The following is a 19,417-nucleotide window of genomic DNA, read 5'->3' on the forward strand; positions in this document are numbered from 1 at the left end:
AGGCCGCCACAACGCCTGGCACGACCGTAGCGAGCGGAAGGGGGAGGCGGTTGCGACGCGCAACTGTACGGAGCTACAGTGAGCATCGCGGACCGCATCACGCCGCGCAGCAGGTTTTGGCAGCAGTGCTTAGAAGCGCGACGTCAGGCCGACAAACATGCGGCGTCCCGGCACATAATAGTCGACCAGGCCATCGGCCATCGGGCCCTTCTTGAACAGGTTTTGCACGCCGCCACGCACGGTCCATTGCGGCGTCACCTTGTACGACACGACGGTGTCGACGATGGTGTAGGCCTTGTCGGCCAGCTTGCCGGCATCGAGCTCCTTGCCCGTGTACTGCGCGGACACTTCGCCGAACAGCTGGTCGTTGACTTGCCAGCCCAGCGCCGAGTACCACGACAGCTTCGGCGTGGACAGCAGGTTGGCGCCCGTGGTCAGGTTTTTCGCCTCCGCCATGTAGGTGACGTTGTTACGCCAGTTCAGGTTTTTCGTCAGCGGGATGGTGGCCGTCGCTTCCAGGCCGCTGGTGCGCGCCTTCTGGATATTCGTCATCTTGGTCCACCACTGCTTCTGGAAAAAGCCCAGCGGCGCGTAATCGATCTTGTTCTTGAAATCCGTGTGGAAGTAGGTCAGGCCCACATCCCAGCCATTCTGTTCCCACGCCACGCCGATTTCGCCGGCCGTGCTCGTTTCCGGCTTCAAGTCCGGATTGCCGGCCATGTAGCAGCCGCCCGTGATGTAGCCCAGCGGCTTGAGGCTGCCGCAACCGCGCCCGCCCGACTGCGTGGCCGCCGCCGGCGAATTTTCCTTCAGGCTCGGGGCGCGGAAGCCTTGCGAGACGCCGCCCTTGATGGTCCAGGCCGGGGCAGGGTGGTACACCAGGTACAGGCGCGGGCTGTAGTGGTTGCCGAACTTGCTGTGGTGGTCGAGGCGCAGGCCGGCCGTGGCCGTCAGGTTGTCGCGCAAGAACAGCTGATCTTCCGCAAACAGGGCCGAGGTGGTGCCGGACAGGGTCGCGCCGCTCACGGGGTTGCCCAGGTAATCGGTGGGCACGGTGCCGATGGTGTCCGTGTTCGTCAGTTCCTGGTGCTTCCACTGGCCGCCCATCACCAGCATCTGCTCGATGCCGCCCCAGCCGACGCGTTTTTCCAGGCTGGCATCGAGCGTGCTGTCCTTGGATTTCGCCACCGTGCCGACGACTTCGTTGTCGAAGTCATTGTGGTACAGGTTGACCGTCGTCTTGCCGAAGTCCCAGCGGCCTTCGTAGCCGAGGCTGACGCTCTTGCGTATCAGCTTGCTCGCGCCCCAGGCGCCGAACAGCGGGTAGCCATCTGCATCGAGGGTGGTCGAATCGGTGGCTTCCTGCCTGCCGTAGCTGGCGTCCAGTGACAGATTCTGCTTCTTGCCCAGCGTCCAGTTCAGCTGGCCCGAGACAGTCTGGTTGCGTTCGCCGCCGATGCCACCCGATTTGCCGATCGCTTTCTCGTCGGGATTCTGCCGGCTCTGGGCCACGCCCAGGCGCATGCCGACCGTCTCCGACAGGGGGCCGGCCAGGTTCACGCCCAGCTGGTGCGCCGTGCCGCGGCCGCTGTCCTGCGGCTGCGTGTAGTTGGCCGTGGCCGAACCGTTCCACTTGCCCGGCACCTTGCGCGTGATGATGTTGATCACGCCGCCCATGGCGTCCGAGCCGTACAGCGAGGACATGGGGCCGCGCACCACTTCGATGCGCTCGATCATGTCGGGCGAGATCCAGTTCAAGTCCTGGCGGCCCAGGTCGGGACGGTAGGCCGTGTCGGCCGAGCTGCCCACGCGCTTGCCGTCGACGAGGATCAAGGTGTATTTGTCCGGCAAGCCGCGCAGCTTGATCTTCGACGCTTCGCCTTCGGGGCCGGTGCCGCCCGTCACGCCGGGGATGCGGCGCAGCAGGGTGTTCAAGTCATACACGGGCTGGCGCTCGATTTCCTCGCGCGTGATGACGCTGATGCTGGCCGGCGCATCCTTGATGTCGATGGCCGTGCCCGAGGCGGTGACGACCACCGTGTTCATGGTGGGATCGGCGGCCACATTGCCTTCGGCCCAGGCGCTGCCGACGGCCAGCGACAGCAGGCAGGGCAGGAGCAGGGCGGTGCGGTACGGTGGGAGGGCAGGGCGGATGGCAAGCGGTGTGGCGACGACTGGACTGCGGTTTGACATGGTGAACTTTCCCGAATGTTGTTATTTCCTGGCTGCCTTTCGGGTGGCTTGGGTGCGAAATGATTAAAATTGCAATAAAATAAGGTCGAATTTCATGAATGAGAATAAGAATCGTTCTTATTGTAGTGCCATACTGGCAAGAAAGAAAGTGCTAGCCGGAAATAAAACGCCGTATCCATTTCTTTGCCTGCGTTGTGAAATGGGCTGGCAGGGCGCTGCCGCGCCCCGCGGTGTGAAAAATTGTTACGCTGTTTGGATCTGGCGCGGCCGGGGACAATAATGAAGGACAAGCATCTCGGGAGGCGCCATGAGCATCTTTTTCAGCACCCGTTTCAGCGCCCGCGGCATGCTGGCTTTGGCCGCCTGCGCGGCCTTGCTGGCCGGAGGTCACGCCCGTGCGGCGGCGCCGGCGCCATCGGAAGCGCTGCCCGTGTGCCGGCTCGATCCGCGCGACAGCACGAAACTGGCCGTCGAACCGTGCCAGCCGGCGCCGCCCGTGCAGCCGCGCCGCGCGGTGACGCAGGTGATCGGCCGCATGCCGGCGCAGCGCGCCGTGCCTCCCGCCGTCGTCATGCCGTCCTTGCCGCCCAGCCCGGCCGTGCCCATGCCCAGCCTGCCGCAACCGATCGGTTCCTGCGACCCTGGCGGTTGCCGCGACGCCTCGGGCGCGCGCTATAACGGCGCCGGCAATGCGACGCTCGACGCCAACGGCCGCATCTGCCATCGCAACGGAGCGTTTGTGCAATGTTTCTGAGCCAGTCACGCCCTGCCAGGCGATGTTCTATCCACTAATTTCCTATCCGCTATATCGTCAGGTTTGACCTGACAGGGGCTGTTGCGCGCAGCGTTGCGCGAGTGAATTTATTTTGTTGTTAATTTATATATATCATGAGACAATAAAAATACATATTTTATAACTTCTTTAATTCAGCTGCCTCTTTCTCGATACCGTAAATGAACCTTGCCCGCCTGCGCAGCCAGCTAGTGCTGTTTTCCCTGCTTGCCCTTGTCGTCTTTTCCTGGTGTTTTCTGGCGGGTGGCACGCTGATGGCGGAAGCCTATCAGGGGCGTTCCTGGCCGCCATTCAACAAGCTGCTGGCGCGTGCCGACAGGCCGCCGCTGGATTTTTATATCGCCAGAATGCAGGCGGTCCTGAGTCTGTGCCTGATCCTGTGGAGCACGTTTACCTTGACGGCCGCCCTGGCCCTGTACCGCTTGCGGCGGCCGGTCGCCGCTGGCAGCGACTGGCTGGACCATGCGATGTTTGCTGTCTACACGGCCGCATTCGGCTACATCCTGCTGCATTTCGGCACTGAGCGCAGCTGGTATGTGATCGACCAGATCATGGCCTACCAGGGCACGCCGCCATTCCAGCATCGCGTGATGTTCATTTTTCCTGCGCAACTCTTGCAATATGCCATGCCCCAGCTGGGCGCCATCGAGGCTTATCTCTGGTCGCAGTTGCTGGCCGTGGTGCTCATGCTGTGGGCGGTTCGCCGCTTTGCCACCTTGTTCATCCGCAGCGACCTGGCCTTCATCGGGCAGTTTCTCGTGCTGTGCATGTGGGCGCCGACACTCAGTTACTACACGTTTTACGATATCGGCATCATCTTCGTCTATGCATTCTGCCTGTATCACCTGATGCGCCGCGAGCTGCTGCCGTATCTGGCGATGCTGGTGGCCGGGACCTTCAATCATGAAATCACGCTGTTCCTGATTGTCGCCAGCGCCGTCGTTTTTCTCGGCAGCATGAGCTTGCGCTCGCTCGCCGCCTTGCTGGCGCTGCAACTGCTGTTGTATTGCCTGGCCCGCATGCTGATGTTTTATCTGTTGCCTGCCCACCAAGCCTGGGAAGGGGGCAAGCTGGCGTTCAATCTCAACTTGCTGCTGCACGAGACGCGCGGCCTGATGTACAACCTGGGGCCTTTGCTGTTGTGGTATGGGTTGGCCGCGACTGGCTGGCGCCACGCACCGCCTTTCTTGCGCCGCTGCACGCTCATCCTGCCATGCCTGCTCGCCATGACGGCGCTGGTGGGCCAGTTCAATGAAGCGCGCCAGTTCGATGCGTTCATTCCGGTTGCCATGGCATTGATGCTGTGCTCCCTGAGTGCCCGCGCGGGGGCACCGGCCGCCCCTCTGCCTGTCGCCGAAGCTGGCACATGGTCTTTCCCTCGTTTCGTGAAACCGTCCCCCTGAAGGTAATACATGGCTCAATACATGATGCGCGAGCCGGCGGCCGTGCCGCTGGTGGTCGATCTCGACGGCACGCTGATCCACTCGGATCTGTTATGGGAATCGATTTTGATCTTCATCAAGCTGCGCTTCCTGCAGCTGTGGCGCCTGCCATTCTGGCTCTTGCGGGGCAAGGCCGGCTTCAAGGAAAAGATGGCTTCGATGGTCGACCTCGATCCCGCAGCATTGCCATATGACAAGGTTTTGCTGGCGGATCTGGTGCTGCAACGCTCGCAAGGGCGCCTGATCGTGCTGGCGACGGGATCGCAGCGCCGCTTCGCCGACGTGATTGCCGCCCACCTGGGCTTGTTCGGGCGCGTCCTGGCGACCGAGGGCGGGGTCAACCTGACGTCGCACAACAAGGCGGCGCAGCTGAAACAGGCGTTCGGTCACAAGGGCTTTGACTACATCGGCAACGCCAGCGTCGATATTGCGGTATGGAATGCGAGCAACGATGCGTTTTCCGTCACGCTCAAGCCATTCCGCCTGGCCGAGGGCCTCAGTACGCGTTCGGCTGGCACGCCGCGCACCGGCTGGTGGGCGCCCTTGCTGAAGGCGATGCGGCCCCGCCAATGGCTGAAGAACCTGCTGGTGTTCGTGCCGATGCTGGCCGGCCATGCGCTGACCGTGGATGCCTTCCTGCCGTCACTGGTGGCATTTGTTGCCTTTTCCTTGTGTGCATCGAGCGCCTACCTGCTCAATGACGCGCTGGATGCGGCCGATGACCGGCGCCATCCCGTCAAGTGCCACCGGCCTATCGCCGCCGGCAAGCTGCCGCTGTCGGTGGCCATGCTGGCCAGTCCGCTGCTGGCCATCGCGGCGCTGGGTATCTGCGCCGCGTTCGACCCCTTGCTGCTGTTTGTGGTTGCGATCTATTTCATGACCACCCTGGCGTATTCGCTCCATCTGAAGCGCTTGCTGATGGTCGACATCGTTACCTTGGCCATCCTGTACACGCTGCGTATCCTGGGCGGCAGTGCGGCGACATACATCGAACCGTCGTTCTGGCTGCTGGCGTTTTCCTTCTTTATCTTCCTCAGTCTCGCCTTGCTCAAGCGCTATAGCGAGTTGTTCAATCTTGAACGGCAAGGCAAGGAAAAGACAAGCGGGCGCAGCTATACGACGCTGGACAAGGCGCCGATCGGCATCATGGGCGTCAACAGCGGTTTTATTTCGCTGCTGGTGTTCATGTTGTACTTCAACTCGGACAACGTGGTGGTGCTGTACGCGCGTCCGTATTTCCTGCTTGGCATCGTGCCGCTGCTGGTCTTCTGGCTGGGGCGGCTGTGGACATTGTCGTTCCGTGGCGAGGTCAATGAAGATCCGGTGCTGTATGTCAGTAAAGATGCCGTCAGTTTAGGCATCATTGCCGCCAGCATGCTGCTTGCCGTTGGCGCCAGCCTGTAAGCGGGCGCATCCTCTAACCGTTCCGAGATCGACCATGAATTCAGTCCACGCAGGCTATCTGTGGTGCGCGCTGGCGGCTGTCGCCAGCGCCGCCGCCACTTTCCTGATAAAAATGTCCAGCCTGCATGGCAGCGGTCTCAGCCTCGTGCGCCTGCTCTGGCTGGGCGGCGCAGGCGGCGCCTATGCGCTGGGTTTTGTCTGTTATGCGGTGGCGCTGGAAAAAATGCAGATCAGCCTTGCCTATCCCGTGATGACCGCCATTACCATGCTGCTGGTCGCGCTGGCCGGCGGCATCGTGCTGCAGGAAACCCTGACCCTGTCCAAGATCGCCGGCGTCGTGCTGATTACGGCGGGCGCCTTCGTCCTGTCGCGTCCGGCCTGAGCCGCCTGCGGCGCAACTTTTTGATCTGCCTGATAAAAGTGGCTACAATTGTCGCCGACATTACGTTTACGTAAACGTAACTGTGGCATCATGCGACATCGCATTCGGGCCGGGAACACGGCCATCACCATTCAGGAGACTTCATGCAAATTCAGGACAATGTATTCATCATCACGGGCGGCGCTTCGGGCCTGGGCGCGGCCACGGCGCGCATGCTGACGGCGGCCGGCGGCAAGGTCGTGCTGGCCGACGTGCAGACCGAGGCGGGCCAGGCGCTGGCCGCTGAACTGGACGGCGTGTTCGTGCAATGCGACGTCACGTCGGAAGAGGACGGCATGGCCGTGGTGGCGGCCGCCACCAAACTGGGGACCTTGCGCGGCCTCGTCAACTGCGCCGGCGTGGCGCCGGCCGTGAAAACCGTGGGCAAGGATGGTCCGCATCCGCTGGCGCTGTTCCAGAAGGTCGTCAACATCAACCTGGTGGGCACCTTCAATATGTGCCGCCTGGCGGCCGACGCCATGGCGAAACAGGAGGCGACGGCCGAAGGCGAGCGCGGCGTCATCATCAACACGGCTTCCGTGGCGGCCTATGACGGCCAGATCGGTCAGGCCGCGTATGCCTCGTCGAAGGCGGCCGTGGTGGGCCTGACCTTGCCGATGGCGCGCGACCTGTCGCGCAACGGCATCCGCGTGATGACGGTCGCTCCCGGCATTTTCGAAACGCCGATGCTGCTGGGCATGCCGGCCGAAGTGCAGGATGCGCTGGGCAAGATGGTGCCGTTCCCATCGCGCCTGGGCAAGCCCGGCGAGTACGCGCAGCTGGTCAAGGCCATCGTGGAAAACGTCATGCTCAATGGCGAGACCATTCGTTTGGATGGCGCCATCCGCATGCAGCCCAAGTAAGGGGCAGCGCCCTGACGGGCATTTGATGTAGGATACCCCCGTATGGGGCGTACAGCCTTGCTCGGCTGTGCGCCCTTTTTTTATCGGAGAATCCATGATCACATTGAAGCCGCTGGCGTTGCGCCTGACCTTGCTGGGGGCCCTGGCCGCCGTTCCCGCCACCTCCGCCTTTGCCGAAGTGCCGCAGAAGGCGCCGGAAATCGCCACCGCGTATGCGGAAAAATCGGGCTGGACGGCGCAGAAATTCATGGTGGCCGCCGCCAATCCGCTGGCGGCCGATGCCGGCTACCAGATGCTGAAACAGGGCGGTAGCGCCATCGACGCGGCCATCGCCACGCAGCTGGTGCTGACCCTGGTCGAGCCGCAATCGTCGGGCATCGGCGGCGGCGCCTTCCTGCTGTACTCGAGCGCCAAGGGCGTGCAGGCGTTCGACGGCCGCGAAACGGCGCCCGCCGCCGCCGACGAGCACCTGTTCCAGAACGCGGACGGCAGTCCCGTCTCGCGCGCCACCGGGGTGGTGGGCGGGCGTTCCGTGGGCGCGCCGGGCGTGCTGCGCATGCTGGAACTGGCACACAAGGAGCACGGCAGGCTGCCGTGGGCGACCCTGTTCGGCCCCGCCATCAAGCTGGCGCAGGGCGGCTTCCCCGTCAGCCAGCGCCTGAACGGCCTGTTGAGCTGGGACCAGGCCCTGAAGCGCGACCCGGTCGCCGCCGCGTATTTCTATGACAAGCAAGGCCAGCCCTGGCCCGTCGGCCACGTGCTGAAAAACCCGCAGCTGGCGCGCACCCTGCGCGACATCGCCCGTGGCGGCGCCGACGCCTTTTACCAGGGCCGCATCGCGCGCGACATCGCCGCCAAGGTGGCGTCCCATCCCACCAATCCGGGCAAATTGACGGCGCAGGACATCGCCGGCTACCGCGCCAAGGTGCGCGTGCCCGTGTGCAGCGACTACAAGGCCTGGACCGTGTGCGGCATGCCGCCGCCATCGTCGGGCGGCATCGCCATCGCGCAGATGCTGGGCATGCTGGAAGTGAAGGATATCCGGCCGTATCCGCCCGTCGACGGCGTGCTCGATGCGCAAGCCATCCATTTATTCTCGGAAGCGGGGCGCCTGGCCTACGCGGACCGCAACCGCTACGTGGCCGACACGGATTTCGTGCCGCTGCCTGGCAACGGCATCGCCTCCATGCTCGATAAAAGCTACCTGGCGCAGCGCGCCGCGCTGATCGGCGAAAAATCCATGGGCCGCGCCTTGCCCGGCACGCCGCCGGGCATGCAGGTGGCGTGGGGCATGGACAATGCGCTGCAGCGCCCGTCGACTTCGCACCTCGTGGCGGTGGATAAATTCGGCGGCGGCCTGTCGATGACCACCAGCGTGGAAGACGCGTTCGGCTCGCGCCAGATGGTCGACGGCTTTCTGCTGAATAACCAGCTGACGGATTTCTCGTTCGATTCGCGCGATGCGGACGGCCCCATCGCCAACCGCGTCGAGCCGGGCAAGCGCCCGCGCAGCGCCATGTCGCCCACCCTGGTGTTTGAAAAGGGCACGCAGAAGCTGGTGCTGGCCACGGGGTCGCCGGGCGGCTCGTCCATCATCAACTATGTCGCCAAGGTGCTGGTCGGCACCATGGACTGGGGCCTGAACGTGCAGCAGGCGATCAGCCTGCCGAACTTCGGCAGCCGCAACGGCCCGACGGAGCTGGAAAAGGGCCGCGCGCCCGCCGCCCAGGTCGAAGCGCTGCAGGCGATGGGCCACGAGGTGCGCGTGATCGAACAGAATTCCGGCTTGCAGGGCATCATGCGCCTGCATGCGCATGGCAAGGATTTCTGGTTTGGCGGCGCCGATCCGCGCCGCGAAGGCATGGTGCGGGGAGATTAATTGCCGCCAAACTTTTCCACAAAGCATCAAGACCCTGCTAATCTGCCGGCATGGGAATGCAAAATAAAACAGGCTTGATACTGACGGGAGGGGGCGCCCGTGCCGCCTACCAGGTGGGGGTGCTGCAGGCGATCTCGGCGATTCTTTGGGAAGCGGGCTGGGCACCGGCGCGCAATCCCTTCGACATCATCTGCGGTACCTCGGCCGGCGCCATCAACGCCACGGCGCTGGCGTGCCGGGCCGACAATTTCGGCGAAGGCGTGCAAAAGCTGCTCGACGTGTGGCAGCATATCGAGGTCGAGCAAGTCTACCGCGCCGATTCGCTGGGCGTGATCCGCTCGGGCGCGCGCTGGCTGTCGCTGCTGTCGTTCGGCTGGCTGTTGCGCCAGTGGCACGCGTCGCCGCCCAATTCCCTGCTCGACAATACGCCCCTGGTGAGCCTGCTGCACCGCATGCTGGACTTGCCGCGCCTGGACGCGGCGCTGGCCGACGGCCTGCTGCATGCGCTGGCCGTGACGGCGTCGTCGTACTCGGGCAGCCGGCACATGACGTTTTACCAGACGGCCGCCGAGATCGCGCCGTGGGTGCGCACGCAGCGCCTGGCCCTGCCGGACCAGATTGGCGTCGAGCATCTGCTCGCTTCGGCCGCGATTCCCTTCATCTTCCCCGCCGTGCCCCTGTACGTGGGCGGCCAGCGCGAATACTGCGGCGACGGTTCGATGCGCCAGCTGGCGCCGATTTCGCCGGCCATCCACCTGGGCGCGAACAAGGTGCTGGTGGTGGGTGCCGGGCGCATGACGGAACCGGCGCCCGGCGCGGCCGAATCGGCACGCTACCCGAGCCTGGCGCAGATTGCTGGCCACGCGCTGTCGTCGATCTTCCTCGACGGCCTGGCCGTGGATATCGAACGCCTGAACCGCATCAACCTGACCCTGTCGATGCTGCCGCCCGAATTGCTGGGCAAGACGGCGCTGCGGCCCGTGGAACTGCTGGTCATCGCGCCATCCGAGCGGCTCGACGCCATCGCCAGCCGGCATATCGGCAGTCTGCCGCGACCGATACGCACCATGTTGTCGGGAATCGGCGCGGCCGAAGCCCGCGGCGCGGCGCTGGCTTCGTATTTATTGTTCGAATCGACGTATACTAACGAGCTGATCCGTCTTGGACAGCGCGATACGCAAGCCCGCAAGGATGATGTCCTGGCGTTCTTTGGTTCCTGAGACGGCCCTTGGAGCGGCGTGCGGGTTTTTCGCGTTTTTTTTGACAGGACGACTGTGCTGGTATTTCGACGTGTTTGCGATGTGGTGTTGTTATTCAGTCTACTATTGAGTGGCTGGGCCGGGGCGGCGCCCGCGCGCACCTTGCGTTTCGACCAGCTCAGCGTCGAACATGGCCTGGCGCAGGAATCCGTGCTGGCCATCGCCCAGGACCGGCAAGGCTATATGTGGTTCGGCAGCCAGTCCGGCCTGAGCCGCTTTGACGGCTACCGCGTCGTCGTCTACAAGAATATCGAAGGCGACAGCACCAGCCTGGCCGATAACTGGGTCGGCGTGCTGCACGTCGATAGCCAGGGCCAGCTATGGGTGGGCACGGACAATGGCCTCGACCGTTTCGATTCGGCCAGCCAGACCTTCATCCACTACCTGCCCAAGGAAAAAAGCAAGCGCGGCAACGGCAACCGGCATATCCACGCCATCCTCGACGATGGCGCGCGCGGCTTCTGGATCGCCACCTCGGACGGCTTGCAGCATTTCGACCATGCCACGGGCGCCTTCCGCAGCTGGCACCATGAAGAGGACAACCCGCACAGCCTGGGCGACAACGAGATCAAGACGCTGGCGCTGGACGCGCAAAAGCGCCTGTGGATAGGCACCGTCACGGGGCTGGACATGCTGGCGCCGGGCAGCGAGCGCTTCGAGCACTTTGCCGTCGACACGACGCCCGGCTCGAAGTACAACGTCATCCAGTCGCTGCTGATCGACCGCCAGCAAAACCTGTGGATCGGCACCATGGCCGGCGCCGAACGCTGGCGCCTGGGGGCGGCCGGCCAGGCGCCGCAGTCGCGCGTGCGTCTCGGCGAGAAAAATGGCTTTTCCGCCATCCGCGTCGCCAGCCTGTACCAGGATATCGACGCCACGGTCTGGGTCGGCAGCAATGCCGATGGCCTGTTCCGCTGGCTGCCCGAGAGCGACACCTTCCTGCAGTACCGCCACCAGACGGGCGACAAGTTCAGCGTCGCCGACAACCAGCTGTCGTCGCTGTACCGCGACCGCGCCGGCACCTTCTGGGTCGGTTCCTGGTACAACGGCGTGAGCCGGGTCGACCTGGGCAGCGGCGGCTTTTCGCGCATGGTGCGCGCGCCCGGCGACGTGGGCGCGCTGGCCGACAAGAAAGTGCGGGCGCTGGCCGATGCGGGCGGCGGCAAGCTGTGGCTGGCCACCAGCAGCGGCTTGAAGCTGTACGACACGCGCGATGGCACGGCGCAGCTGTTCGACATCCGCGCCACGCCCGGCATGGCGCGCGACGAGCAGGTCTCGTCGCTGTACCTGGCGCCCGACGGCGTGCTGTGGGTGGGCGGGCGCACGGGCTTGCACCGCTTCGACCCGCTTACGCGGCGCTTTTCCACCACGCGCTTTGCCGTCGGCGATCCGAACAGCGACACGATCCGCAATATCGCGGGAGAGCGCAGCGGCAAGCTGTGGGTGTCGTCGCGCGGCGGCGTGCACCTGTTCGACCCCGTCAGCAAGCAATTCACCACCTACCGCCACGATCCCGCCGACCCGAACAGCCTGTCCGACAACATGGTGCGCCCGGTGCTGGAAGACAGCAAGGGCCAGCTGTGGATAGGCACCTTCCATGGCATCGACCTGTTCGACCGTGCCACCGGCCATTTCCGCCACTTCCGCCACGACCCGCAAAACCCGCACAGCCTCAGCCACGACGAAGTGCATTTCCTGCACGAGGACAAGCGCGGCGTGCTGTGGGTGGGCACGGCCAATGGCCTGAACCGCATGGACGTCGATGCGAAGGGCGAGATCCGCTTCCGCCGCTTCCTGCGCAAGGACGGCATGGCCGACGATGCCGTCGCCAGCATCCTGGGCGACGACAACGAGCAGCTGTGGCTCAGCACCAACAGCGGCATCACCCGGCTCGACATGCGCAGCGGCTTGTTCCGCAACTACGACAGCGCCGACGGCACGGTGGAAGGCTCGTACTTCGACGGCGCGGCGCTGCGCGCGGCCGACGGCACCATGTATTTCGGCGGCTTCAACGGCATGACGGCCTTTTCGCCGCGCGACATCCATGACAACCGCGTGCCGCCGCTGGTGGCCATCACCGAGCTGCAGATCTTCAACAAGCCGGTGGCCATCGGCCGCGGCGAATTCGCGCGGGTGCTCGCCACGGCCATCGACCATACGCGCACCCTGAGCCTGACCAGCCGCGAGAGCGTGTTTTCCCTCGAATTCGCGGCGCTGCATTTCGCCGCGCCGCAGCGCAATGTGTTCGCCTACCGGCTCGAAGGTTTCGACCAGGACTGGGTCATGACGAATGCGGGCCGGCGCTTCGCCACCTACACCAACCTCGATCCCGGCAATTATGTCTTCCGCGTCAAGGCGGCCAACAAGGACGGCGTGTGGAACGAGAGCGGCGCCACCCTGGCCATCACGATCCTGCCGCCATTCTGGAAAACCTGGTGGTTCCGCACCCTGATGGCGCTGTTGCTGCTGGGCGCCGTATATGGCGCCTACCGCCAGCGCATGCGCACGGTGCGGCGCCAGCAGAACGAGCTGGAAAAGCAGGTCAGCGAGCGTACGGCCGAGGTGTACCAGAAAAACGCCGAGTTGCAGAGCAAGGAAATCGAGGTGCTGGCGCAGTCGGACAAGCTGGCGCAGGTCAACAGCAGCCTGAAGAAAAACGAGGAAAGCCTGCGCCAGGCCAAGCGCAAGGCCGAGGATGCGACGCGCCAGAAATCGGAATTCCTCGCCAACATGAGCCACGAGATGCGCACGCCGCTGGCCGGCGTGATCGGCATGCTGGGCTTTGCCCTGCGCGACGAGCAGTTGCACGATGCGACGCGCGAGCAGATCCTGCGCGGCCAGGCCAATGCGCAGTCGCTGCTGGTGATCATCAACGACCTGCTCGACTTTTCCAAGATCGAGGCGGGCAAGCTGAGTATCGAAAACATCGATTTTGCGCTCGGCGCGGCGATCGAGAACGTGGTCAGCCTGTTCGAGGAACAGGCGGCCGCGCGCAGCATCGGCTTTTCCATCGACTTCGCGCCCGACCTGCCGCCATTCGTGGTGGGCGACCCGACGCGCCTGCGCCAGGTGCTCGTCAACCTGGTCGGTAATGCCTTCAAATTTACCCAGCGCGGCGGCGTCAGCGTGTACGTCGAGCGGGCCGGGGTGGCCGGCATGCGTGGCGGGCGCCAGGTCAACCTGATTCGCTTCACCGTCAGCGACAGCGGCATCGGCATCGACGCCGAAGCGATGGCGCGCCTGTTCCAGAAGTTCGAGCAGGCCGATGCCAGCACCACGCGGCGCTATGGCGGCACGGGCCTGGGCCTGGCGATCTGCCGCCAGCTGGTCGAGCTGATGCAAGGCGAGATCGAGGTGGCCAGCACGCCGGGGCAGGGCAGCATCTTCACGTTTACGCTGCCGCTGGCCGATGGCGTGGCGCCGCCGCTGGTGCCGCAGGTGGCGCTGGCGCCGCACAGCCACCAGCTGCGCGTGCTGTGCGCGGAAGACTTTCCGACCAACCAGATCATCATCCGCGTCATGCTCGAGGAGCTGGGACACCGGGTCGACGTGGTGGCCAATGGCGTGCTGGCGGTGGCCGCCTGCGTGCATACGCGCTATGACCTGGTGCTGATGGACGGGCGCATGCCGGAGATGGATGGCGCCACGGCGACGCGCTTGATCCGCGTCGGCGGCTGGCCCGAGCAGCCGGTGCGCGACCAGGAATTGATGATCGTGGCCCTGACGGCGAATGCCAGCGAGGAGGACCGCAGCCGCTACCTGGGTGTGGGCATGGACGATTTCCTCAGCAAGCCAGTCGACGAGGCGGCGCTGCATGCCTTGCTGGCGCGCGCCATCGAGCGCCAGCTGCAGCGCGGCTTCATGCTGCCGCGCATGCCGGGCGCCGCGCCGCGCGGCGTACAGCGCGGCCAGGCCGAACTCGATGCGCTGTTCGGCGTCGCACCGGCCGCCGGCACGGCGCTGCCGGCCCAGGCCAGCCGCGGCGGCGAGCTGCAGCGCCGCATCCGCACCGCCTTTGTCGCCGACCTGGAAGGGCGGTTGCACGAACTCGACGTGGCTCTGGCCGCGCACGACAAGGAGGGCGCGGGGCGCCTGCTGCACGGCTTGAAGGGCAGCGCCGCGTATCTCGATGAAACGGCGCTGCACATGCTGTGCACGGAACTGGAGGAGGCGGCCGACGGCGGCCGCTGGCAACAGGTGGCCCTGCATTTGCCGCGCCTGCACGCGCTGCTGACGCAAATCGCCGTTTTGGACAAGGAAATGTAAAATATACAAGATCGGCAATCGGAATCGGCCGGAAACTCGGTAGAATATGCGGCAGGCACCCCTGACAGTGCCGGTCCTGGAGAGCGTAATGAAAGTACTGGTGGTGGATGATGATGTCGTTTCGCGCATGGTGCTGATGCACCTGATCGACAGCTGCGGCGTGCACGATATCGTGGAAGCCGAGGATGGCGCGGCCGCGTGGGAGCAGCTCGAAGGCGGCCTGCGGCCGGCGCTGTGCTTCTGTGACTTGCGCATGCCGCGCCTGTCGGGCATGGAACTGCTGCAGAAAATCCGCTCCGACAGTGCGCTCGACGCCATGCCGCTGGTGCTGGTCTCGTCCGCCAATGACCACGACACCGTGCGCGACGCCGTGCAGGCCGGCGCCGCTGGCTATATCGTCAAGCCATTCCAGCCGGAGCAGGTGCGCCAGCATATCGACGCCTGCTTCGACATGCCGCTCTTGCCGGCCGAGGCGCCGCAGGAGACGGCACGGCGTTTGGGCATCGATGACGAACGCCTGCTGGCGTATCTGACGGGATTCCAGGAGCAGGTGGGCGCCGCCGGCGGGCAGGTCGATGGCTTGCTGGCGCGCGGCGAACCGGCCCAGGCGCGCCAGCTGCTCGAACGGCTGCACCTGGGCTGCCGCACCCTCGGCTTGCAGGGGGCGGCGGCCGACATGGCGGCCTTGCTGCAGGCGGCGGTGCTCGATGGCGGCCAGCTGCCCACGGTGCTGGCCGCCCTGGCGCGCAGCGTGGCGCAACAGGCGCGCCTGCTGCGCCAGCAGGACGGCGACTGAGCACACGCCCGCATACGCTTTTCGCTTGCTGGAAAAATACTTTAGGTTTAAAGTATCTGCTTTCGGCGCATGCCCGCATGCCCGCAACCAGCCAGGATCAGCATGAACAGCGATCTTTCGGATTCCCCCGCGTCACCCCATGACGACTTCGCGCGCACGCACCTGCCGCCGCGCGCACTCTGGCCGCAGCTGTGCTTTGACTTGCCCGAGCTGCAGTATCCGGCGCGCCTGAACTGCGTCGCCGTGCTGCTCGATGACGCCGTCGCCGGCGGTGGCGGCGAGCGCATCGCCATCCATGCCGAAGGACAGCGCTGGAGCTACGCGCATCTGGCGCGCCAGGTCGACCGCATCGCCCACGTGCTGCGCGGCGACCTGCGCCTGATGCCGGGCAACCGCGTGCTGCTGCGCGGCGCGAATACGCCGATGATGGCCGCCTGCCTGCTGGCCGTGCTGAAGGCTGGTTGCATCGCCGTGCCCACCATGCCGCTGCTGCGCGCGCGCGAACTGTCGACCATCGTGGCCAAGGCCGAAGTGAACGCCGTGCTGTGCGCGCAAGGCTTGCGCGCCGAACTCGATGGCTTGCCCGGCTTGCCGCCCATGCTGTGCTTTGGCGCCGACGATGCTGAACTGGAGCGGCGCATGGCGGCCCATGATGCGCCATTCGCCGCGCACGATACGGCGGCCGACGAGGTCTGCCTGATCAGTTTTACCTCGGGCACGACGGGCGTCCCCAAGGGCACGATGCACATGCAGCGCGACTTGCTGGCCATCTGCGACTGCTTTCCCCGTTCCATGCTGCAAGTGCGCGCCGACGACATCTTCATCGGCACGCCGCCGCTGGCATTCACCTTCGGTCTCGGCGGCCTGCTGCTGTTCCCCCTGCGCTTTGGCGCGGCCACCGTACTGATGGAAAAGCTCACGCCCGAGGCCCTGCTGCGCGCCATCGGCGCCTATCAAGCCACCATCTGCTTCACGGCGCCCACCTTTTACCGCCAGATGGCGCCCCTGGCGGCCGGCCACGACGTGCGCAGCCTGCGCCTGTCGGTGTCGGCCGGCGAAGCGCTGCCGCTGGCCACGCGCGACGCCTGGCAGGCGGCGACCGGACTGGCCATGACGGATGGCATCGGCGCCACCGAAATGCTGCACATCTTCATTTCCGCCACGGGCGACGGTATCCGCCGCGGCGCCATCGGCAAGGCCATCCCGGGCTACCAGGCCTGCATCGTCGACGACGCCGGCGTGCCGCAGCCGCCCGGCGTGACGGGCCGGCTGGCCGTGAAGGGGCCGACCGGATGCCGCTACCTGGCCGATCCGCGCCAGCGCGAGTACGTGCTCCATGGCTGGAACCTGACGGGCGACACCTTCGAGATGGACGGCGACGGCTATTTCTATTACCGCTCGCGCAGCGACGACATGATCGTCTCGTCCGGCTACAACATCGCCGGCCCGGAAGTGGAAGAGGCGCTGCTGCGCCATCCGGCCGTGGCCGAATGCGGCGTGGTCGGCCGCGCCGATGCCGAGCGCGGCCAGATCGTCGAGGCGCACGTGGTGCTGAAGGATGGCTTTCCTGCCGGCGACGCGCTGGCGGCCGAACTGCAGGACTTTGTGCGCCAGCAGATCGCCCCCTACAAATATCCGCGCGCCATCCGCTTCCTTTCCGCCTTGCCGCGCACGGAAACGGGCAAGCTGCAGCGTTTCAAACTTCGCACGGATACCCCATGAATATCGTCTGCATCGGCGGCGGTCCCGCCGGCCTGTATTTCAGCCTGCTCATGAAAAAGCAGAATCCGGAGCACCGCGTCACGGTCATCGAGCGCAACCGCCCGTACGACACGTTTGGCTGGGGCGTCGTGTTTTCCGACCAGACCCTGGGCAACCTGGCCGGCGCGGACGAGCCGACGGCGCGCGCCATCCTGCAGGCGTTCAACCACTGGGACGATATCGAGATCCATTTCAAGGGCCAGAGCGTGCGCTCGGGCGGCCACGGCGCTTGCGGCATCGGCCGCAAGCGCCTGCTCAATATCCTGCAAGAGCGCTGCGAGGAGCTCGGCGTGGAACTCGTCTTCGAAACGGAAGTCCAGGACGACCAGGCCATCGCGCGCCAGTATGGCGCCGACCTGGTGATCGCCAGCGATGGCTTGAACAGCCGCATCCGCACGCGCTATGCGGCCAGCTACCAGCCCGACATCGAGGCGCGCCATTGCCGCTTCGTCTGGCTGGGCACGCGCAAGCAGTTCGAGGCCTTCACGTTTGCCTTCCGCCAGACGCCGCACGGCTGGTTCCAGGCGCATATCTACCAGTATGACGGCGACACCTCGACCTTCATCGTCGAGACGCCGGAAAGCGTGTGGCGCGCGGCGGGCCTCGACAGCATGAGCCAGGAAGAGAGCATCGCCTTCTGCGAAGCCCTGTTCGCCGAGGAACTCGACGGCCATGGGCTGCTGAGCAATTCGCCGCATTTGCGCGGTTCGGCCATGTGGATCACCTTTCCCCGCATCGTCTGCCGCCAGTGGCTGCACTGGCAGGACGGCGTGCCGCTGGTCCTGATGGGCGACGCGGCCCACACGGCGCATTACTCGATCGGCTCGGGCACCAAGCTGGCGCTGGAGGACGCGATCGAACTGGCGCGCTGCCTTGGCCAGCATGCCGATACGGCTGCCGCGCTGGCCGCCTACCAGCAGGCGCGCGCCGTCGAAGTGCTCAAGCTGCAAAGCGCGGCGCGCAATTCCATGGAGTGGTTCGAGAACGTGGAGCGCTACAGCGCCATGGAGGCGCCGCAGTTCGCCTATTCCATGCTCACGCGCAGCCAGCGCATCTCGCATGAAAACCTGCGCCTGCGCGATGCCGCCTACGTGGACGATTATGAACGGTGGCTGGCGCGGCGCGCCTGCGAAGAGGCTGGCGTGGGGGCGCCGGACGGTCCGCTGCCGCCGATGCTCACGCCGTTCAGGCTGCGCGGCGTGCTGCTGAAGAACCGCATCGCCGTCTCGCCGATGGCGCAGTACAGCGCCGTCGACGGCGTGGCCGGCGACTACCACCTGATGCACCTGGGGGCGCGCGCCATGGGCGGCGCCGGTCTCGTGTTTGCCGAGATGACGTGCGTCTCGGCCGATGCGCGCATCACGCCCGCCTGTCCCGGCATGTACAGCGAGGCGCACACGCAGGCCTGGCGGCGCATCGTCGATTTCGTGCATGCGAACAGCGATGCGAAGATCGCCCTGCAGCTGGGCCACGCGGGAGCCAAAGGCTCGACGCGTCCCATGTGGGACGGCATCGACCTGCCGCTCAAGGAGGGCAACTGGCCGCTGCTGGCGGCGTCGGAGCAGCAATACCTGGCCGGCGTGTCGCAGACGGCGCGCGCGGCGCAGGAAGACGATATGGCGCGCATCGAGCACGATTTCGTGCGCGCCACGCTGGCGGCGGCGGCCGCCGGTTTCGACTGGCTGGAACTGCATTGCGCGCACGGCTACCTGCTGTCGAGTTTTATCTCGCCGCTGACCAACCGCCGCACGGACGAGTATGGGGGCAGCCTGGACAACCGCTGCCGCTATCCGCTGCGCGTGTTTCGCGCCATGCGCGCGGCCTGGCCGCAGGACAAGCCGATGAGCGTGCGCATTTCGGCCCACGACTGGGTCGAGGGCGGCATCACGCCCGATGACGCGGTGCTCATCGCGCGCCTGTTCAGGCAGGCCGGCGCGGACCTGATCGACTGCTCCTCGGGCCAGGTCAGCAAGCTGGAACAGCCCGTGTATGGACGCATGTTCCAGGCGCCGTTCGCCGACCGCGTGCGCAACGAGGCGGGCATCGCCAGCATGGCCGTGGGCTCGATCTTCGAAGCCGACCACGCCAACAGCATCATCGCCGCCGGGCGCGCCGACCTGTGCGCCGTGGGCCGGCCGCACCTGGCCAATCCGGCGTGGACCCTGACGGAAGCGGCGCGCATCGGCTACAGCGGTGCGGGCACGGGCGCGGCGTGGCCGAAACAGTACCGGCCGGGCCAGCAGCAGCTGGAACGCAATCTGCTGCGCGAGCGGCAACTGGCCGCCGCCAGCTCGGGCCTGAGCCCGCAACAGGTGGCCGCGCGGCTGCTGGAAGGATGAC

General features: G+C 65.6%; 12 protein-coding genes. 11 read left to right on the forward strand and 1 reads right to left on the reverse strand.

The features are described 5' to 3' along the window. Positions 1 to 129: 129 nt before the first annotated feature. A complete protein-coding gene (locus O0880_RS21255) occupies positions 130 to 2,193 on the reverse strand; it encodes a TonB-dependent receptor (RefSeq protein ID WP_289888630.1) in 2,064 nt (687 codons plus the stop codon). Positions 2,194 to 2,500: 307 nt separating this feature from the next. Between O0880_RS21255 and O0880_RS21260 the strand changes: the two genes are divergently transcribed. The 11 genes from O0880_RS21260 to O0880_RS21310 all read left to right on the forward strand — a co-directional run bounded on the left by O0880_RS21260 (position 2,501) and on the right by O0880_RS21310 (position 19,416). Continuing rightward, on the forward strand, positions 2,501 to 2,947 hold the full coding sequence (locus O0880_RS21260) for a hypothetical protein (protein WP_289888631.1): 447 nt from the start codon (positions 2,501 to 2,503) through the stop codon (positions 2,945 to 2,947). A 200-nt stretch (positions 2,948 to 3,147) separates the two neighbouring features. Beyond that, positions 3,148 to 4,389 carry a hypothetical protein gene (locus O0880_RS21265; RefSeq protein WP_289888632.1) on the forward strand — a complete coding sequence of 414 codons (1,242 nt, stop codon included), beginning with the start codon at positions 3,148 to 3,150 and terminating at the stop codon, positions 4,387 to 4,389. A 9-nt stretch (positions 4,390 to 4,398) separates the two neighbouring features. Further along, positions 4,399 to 5,832, forward strand: a complete 1,434-nt coding sequence (locus O0880_RS21270; RefSeq protein WP_289888633.1) for a UbiA family prenyltransferase — start codon at positions 4,399 to 4,401, stop codon at positions 5,830 to 5,832. A 34-nt stretch (positions 5,833 to 5,866) separates the two neighbouring features. Next, positions 5,867 to 6,214: an SMR family transporter gene (locus O0880_RS21275; RefSeq protein ID WP_289888634.1), complete on the forward strand. Its 348-nt coding sequence runs from the start codon at positions 5,867 to 5,869 to the stop codon at positions 6,212 to 6,214. Positions 6,215 to 6,357: 143 nt separating this feature from the next. After that, complete coding sequence (locus O0880_RS21280; RefSeq protein WP_071324863.1) at positions 6,358 to 7,116, forward strand: 3-hydroxyacyl-CoA dehydrogenase; 759 nt, start codon at positions 6,358 to 6,360, stop codon at positions 7,114 to 7,116. A 94-nt stretch (positions 7,117 to 7,210) separates the two neighbouring features. Beyond that, positions 7,211 to 8,995, forward strand: coding sequence for a gamma-glutamyltransferase (ggt, locus tag O0880_RS21285; RefSeq protein WP_289888636.1), 1,785 nt, complete (start codon positions 7,211 to 7,213; stop codon positions 8,993 to 8,995). A 50-nt stretch (positions 8,996 to 9,045) separates the two neighbouring features. After that, entirely contained in the window at positions 9,046 to 10,215 is a 1,170-nt protein-coding gene (locus tag O0880_RS21290) for a patatin-like phospholipase family protein (RefSeq protein ID WP_071324861.1), read from the forward strand. Positions 10,216 to 10,320: 105 nt separating this feature from the next. After that, entirely contained in the window at positions 10,321 to 14,520 is a 4,200-nt protein-coding gene (locus O0880_RS21295) for a two-component regulator propeller domain-containing protein (RefSeq protein ID WP_289888637.1), read from the forward strand. Positions 14,521 to 14,608: 88 nt separating this feature from the next. Beyond that, complete coding sequence (locus tag O0880_RS21300) at positions 14,609 to 15,316, forward strand: response regulator (protein ID WP_289888638.1); 708 nt, start codon at positions 14,609 to 14,611, stop codon at positions 15,314 to 15,316. A gap of 102 nt (positions 15,317 to 15,418) precedes the next feature. Then, positions 15,419 to 17,038, forward strand: a complete 1,620-nt coding sequence (locus tag O0880_RS21305; RefSeq protein WP_289888639.1) for an AMP-binding protein — start codon at positions 15,419 to 15,421, stop codon at positions 17,036 to 17,038. Then, the gene (locus tag O0880_RS21310; protein WP_289888640.1) at positions 17,035 to 19,416 is read left to right on the forward strand and encodes a bifunctional salicylyl-CoA 5-hydroxylase/oxidoreductase; all 2,382 of its coding nucleotides are present in this window, start codon (positions 17,035 to 17,037) and stop codon (positions 19,414 to 19,416) included. The genes O0880_RS21305 and O0880_RS21310 overlap by 4 nt, the downstream gene beginning before the upstream one ends. The last annotated feature ends 1 nt before the right edge of the window (position 19,417 follow it).

Origin of the sequence: Janthinobacterium sp. SUN118 (assembly GCF_030397695.1) — a bacterium.
GTDB lineage: Bacteria > Pseudomonadota > Gammaproteobacteria > Burkholderiales > Burkholderiaceae_D > Janthinobacterium.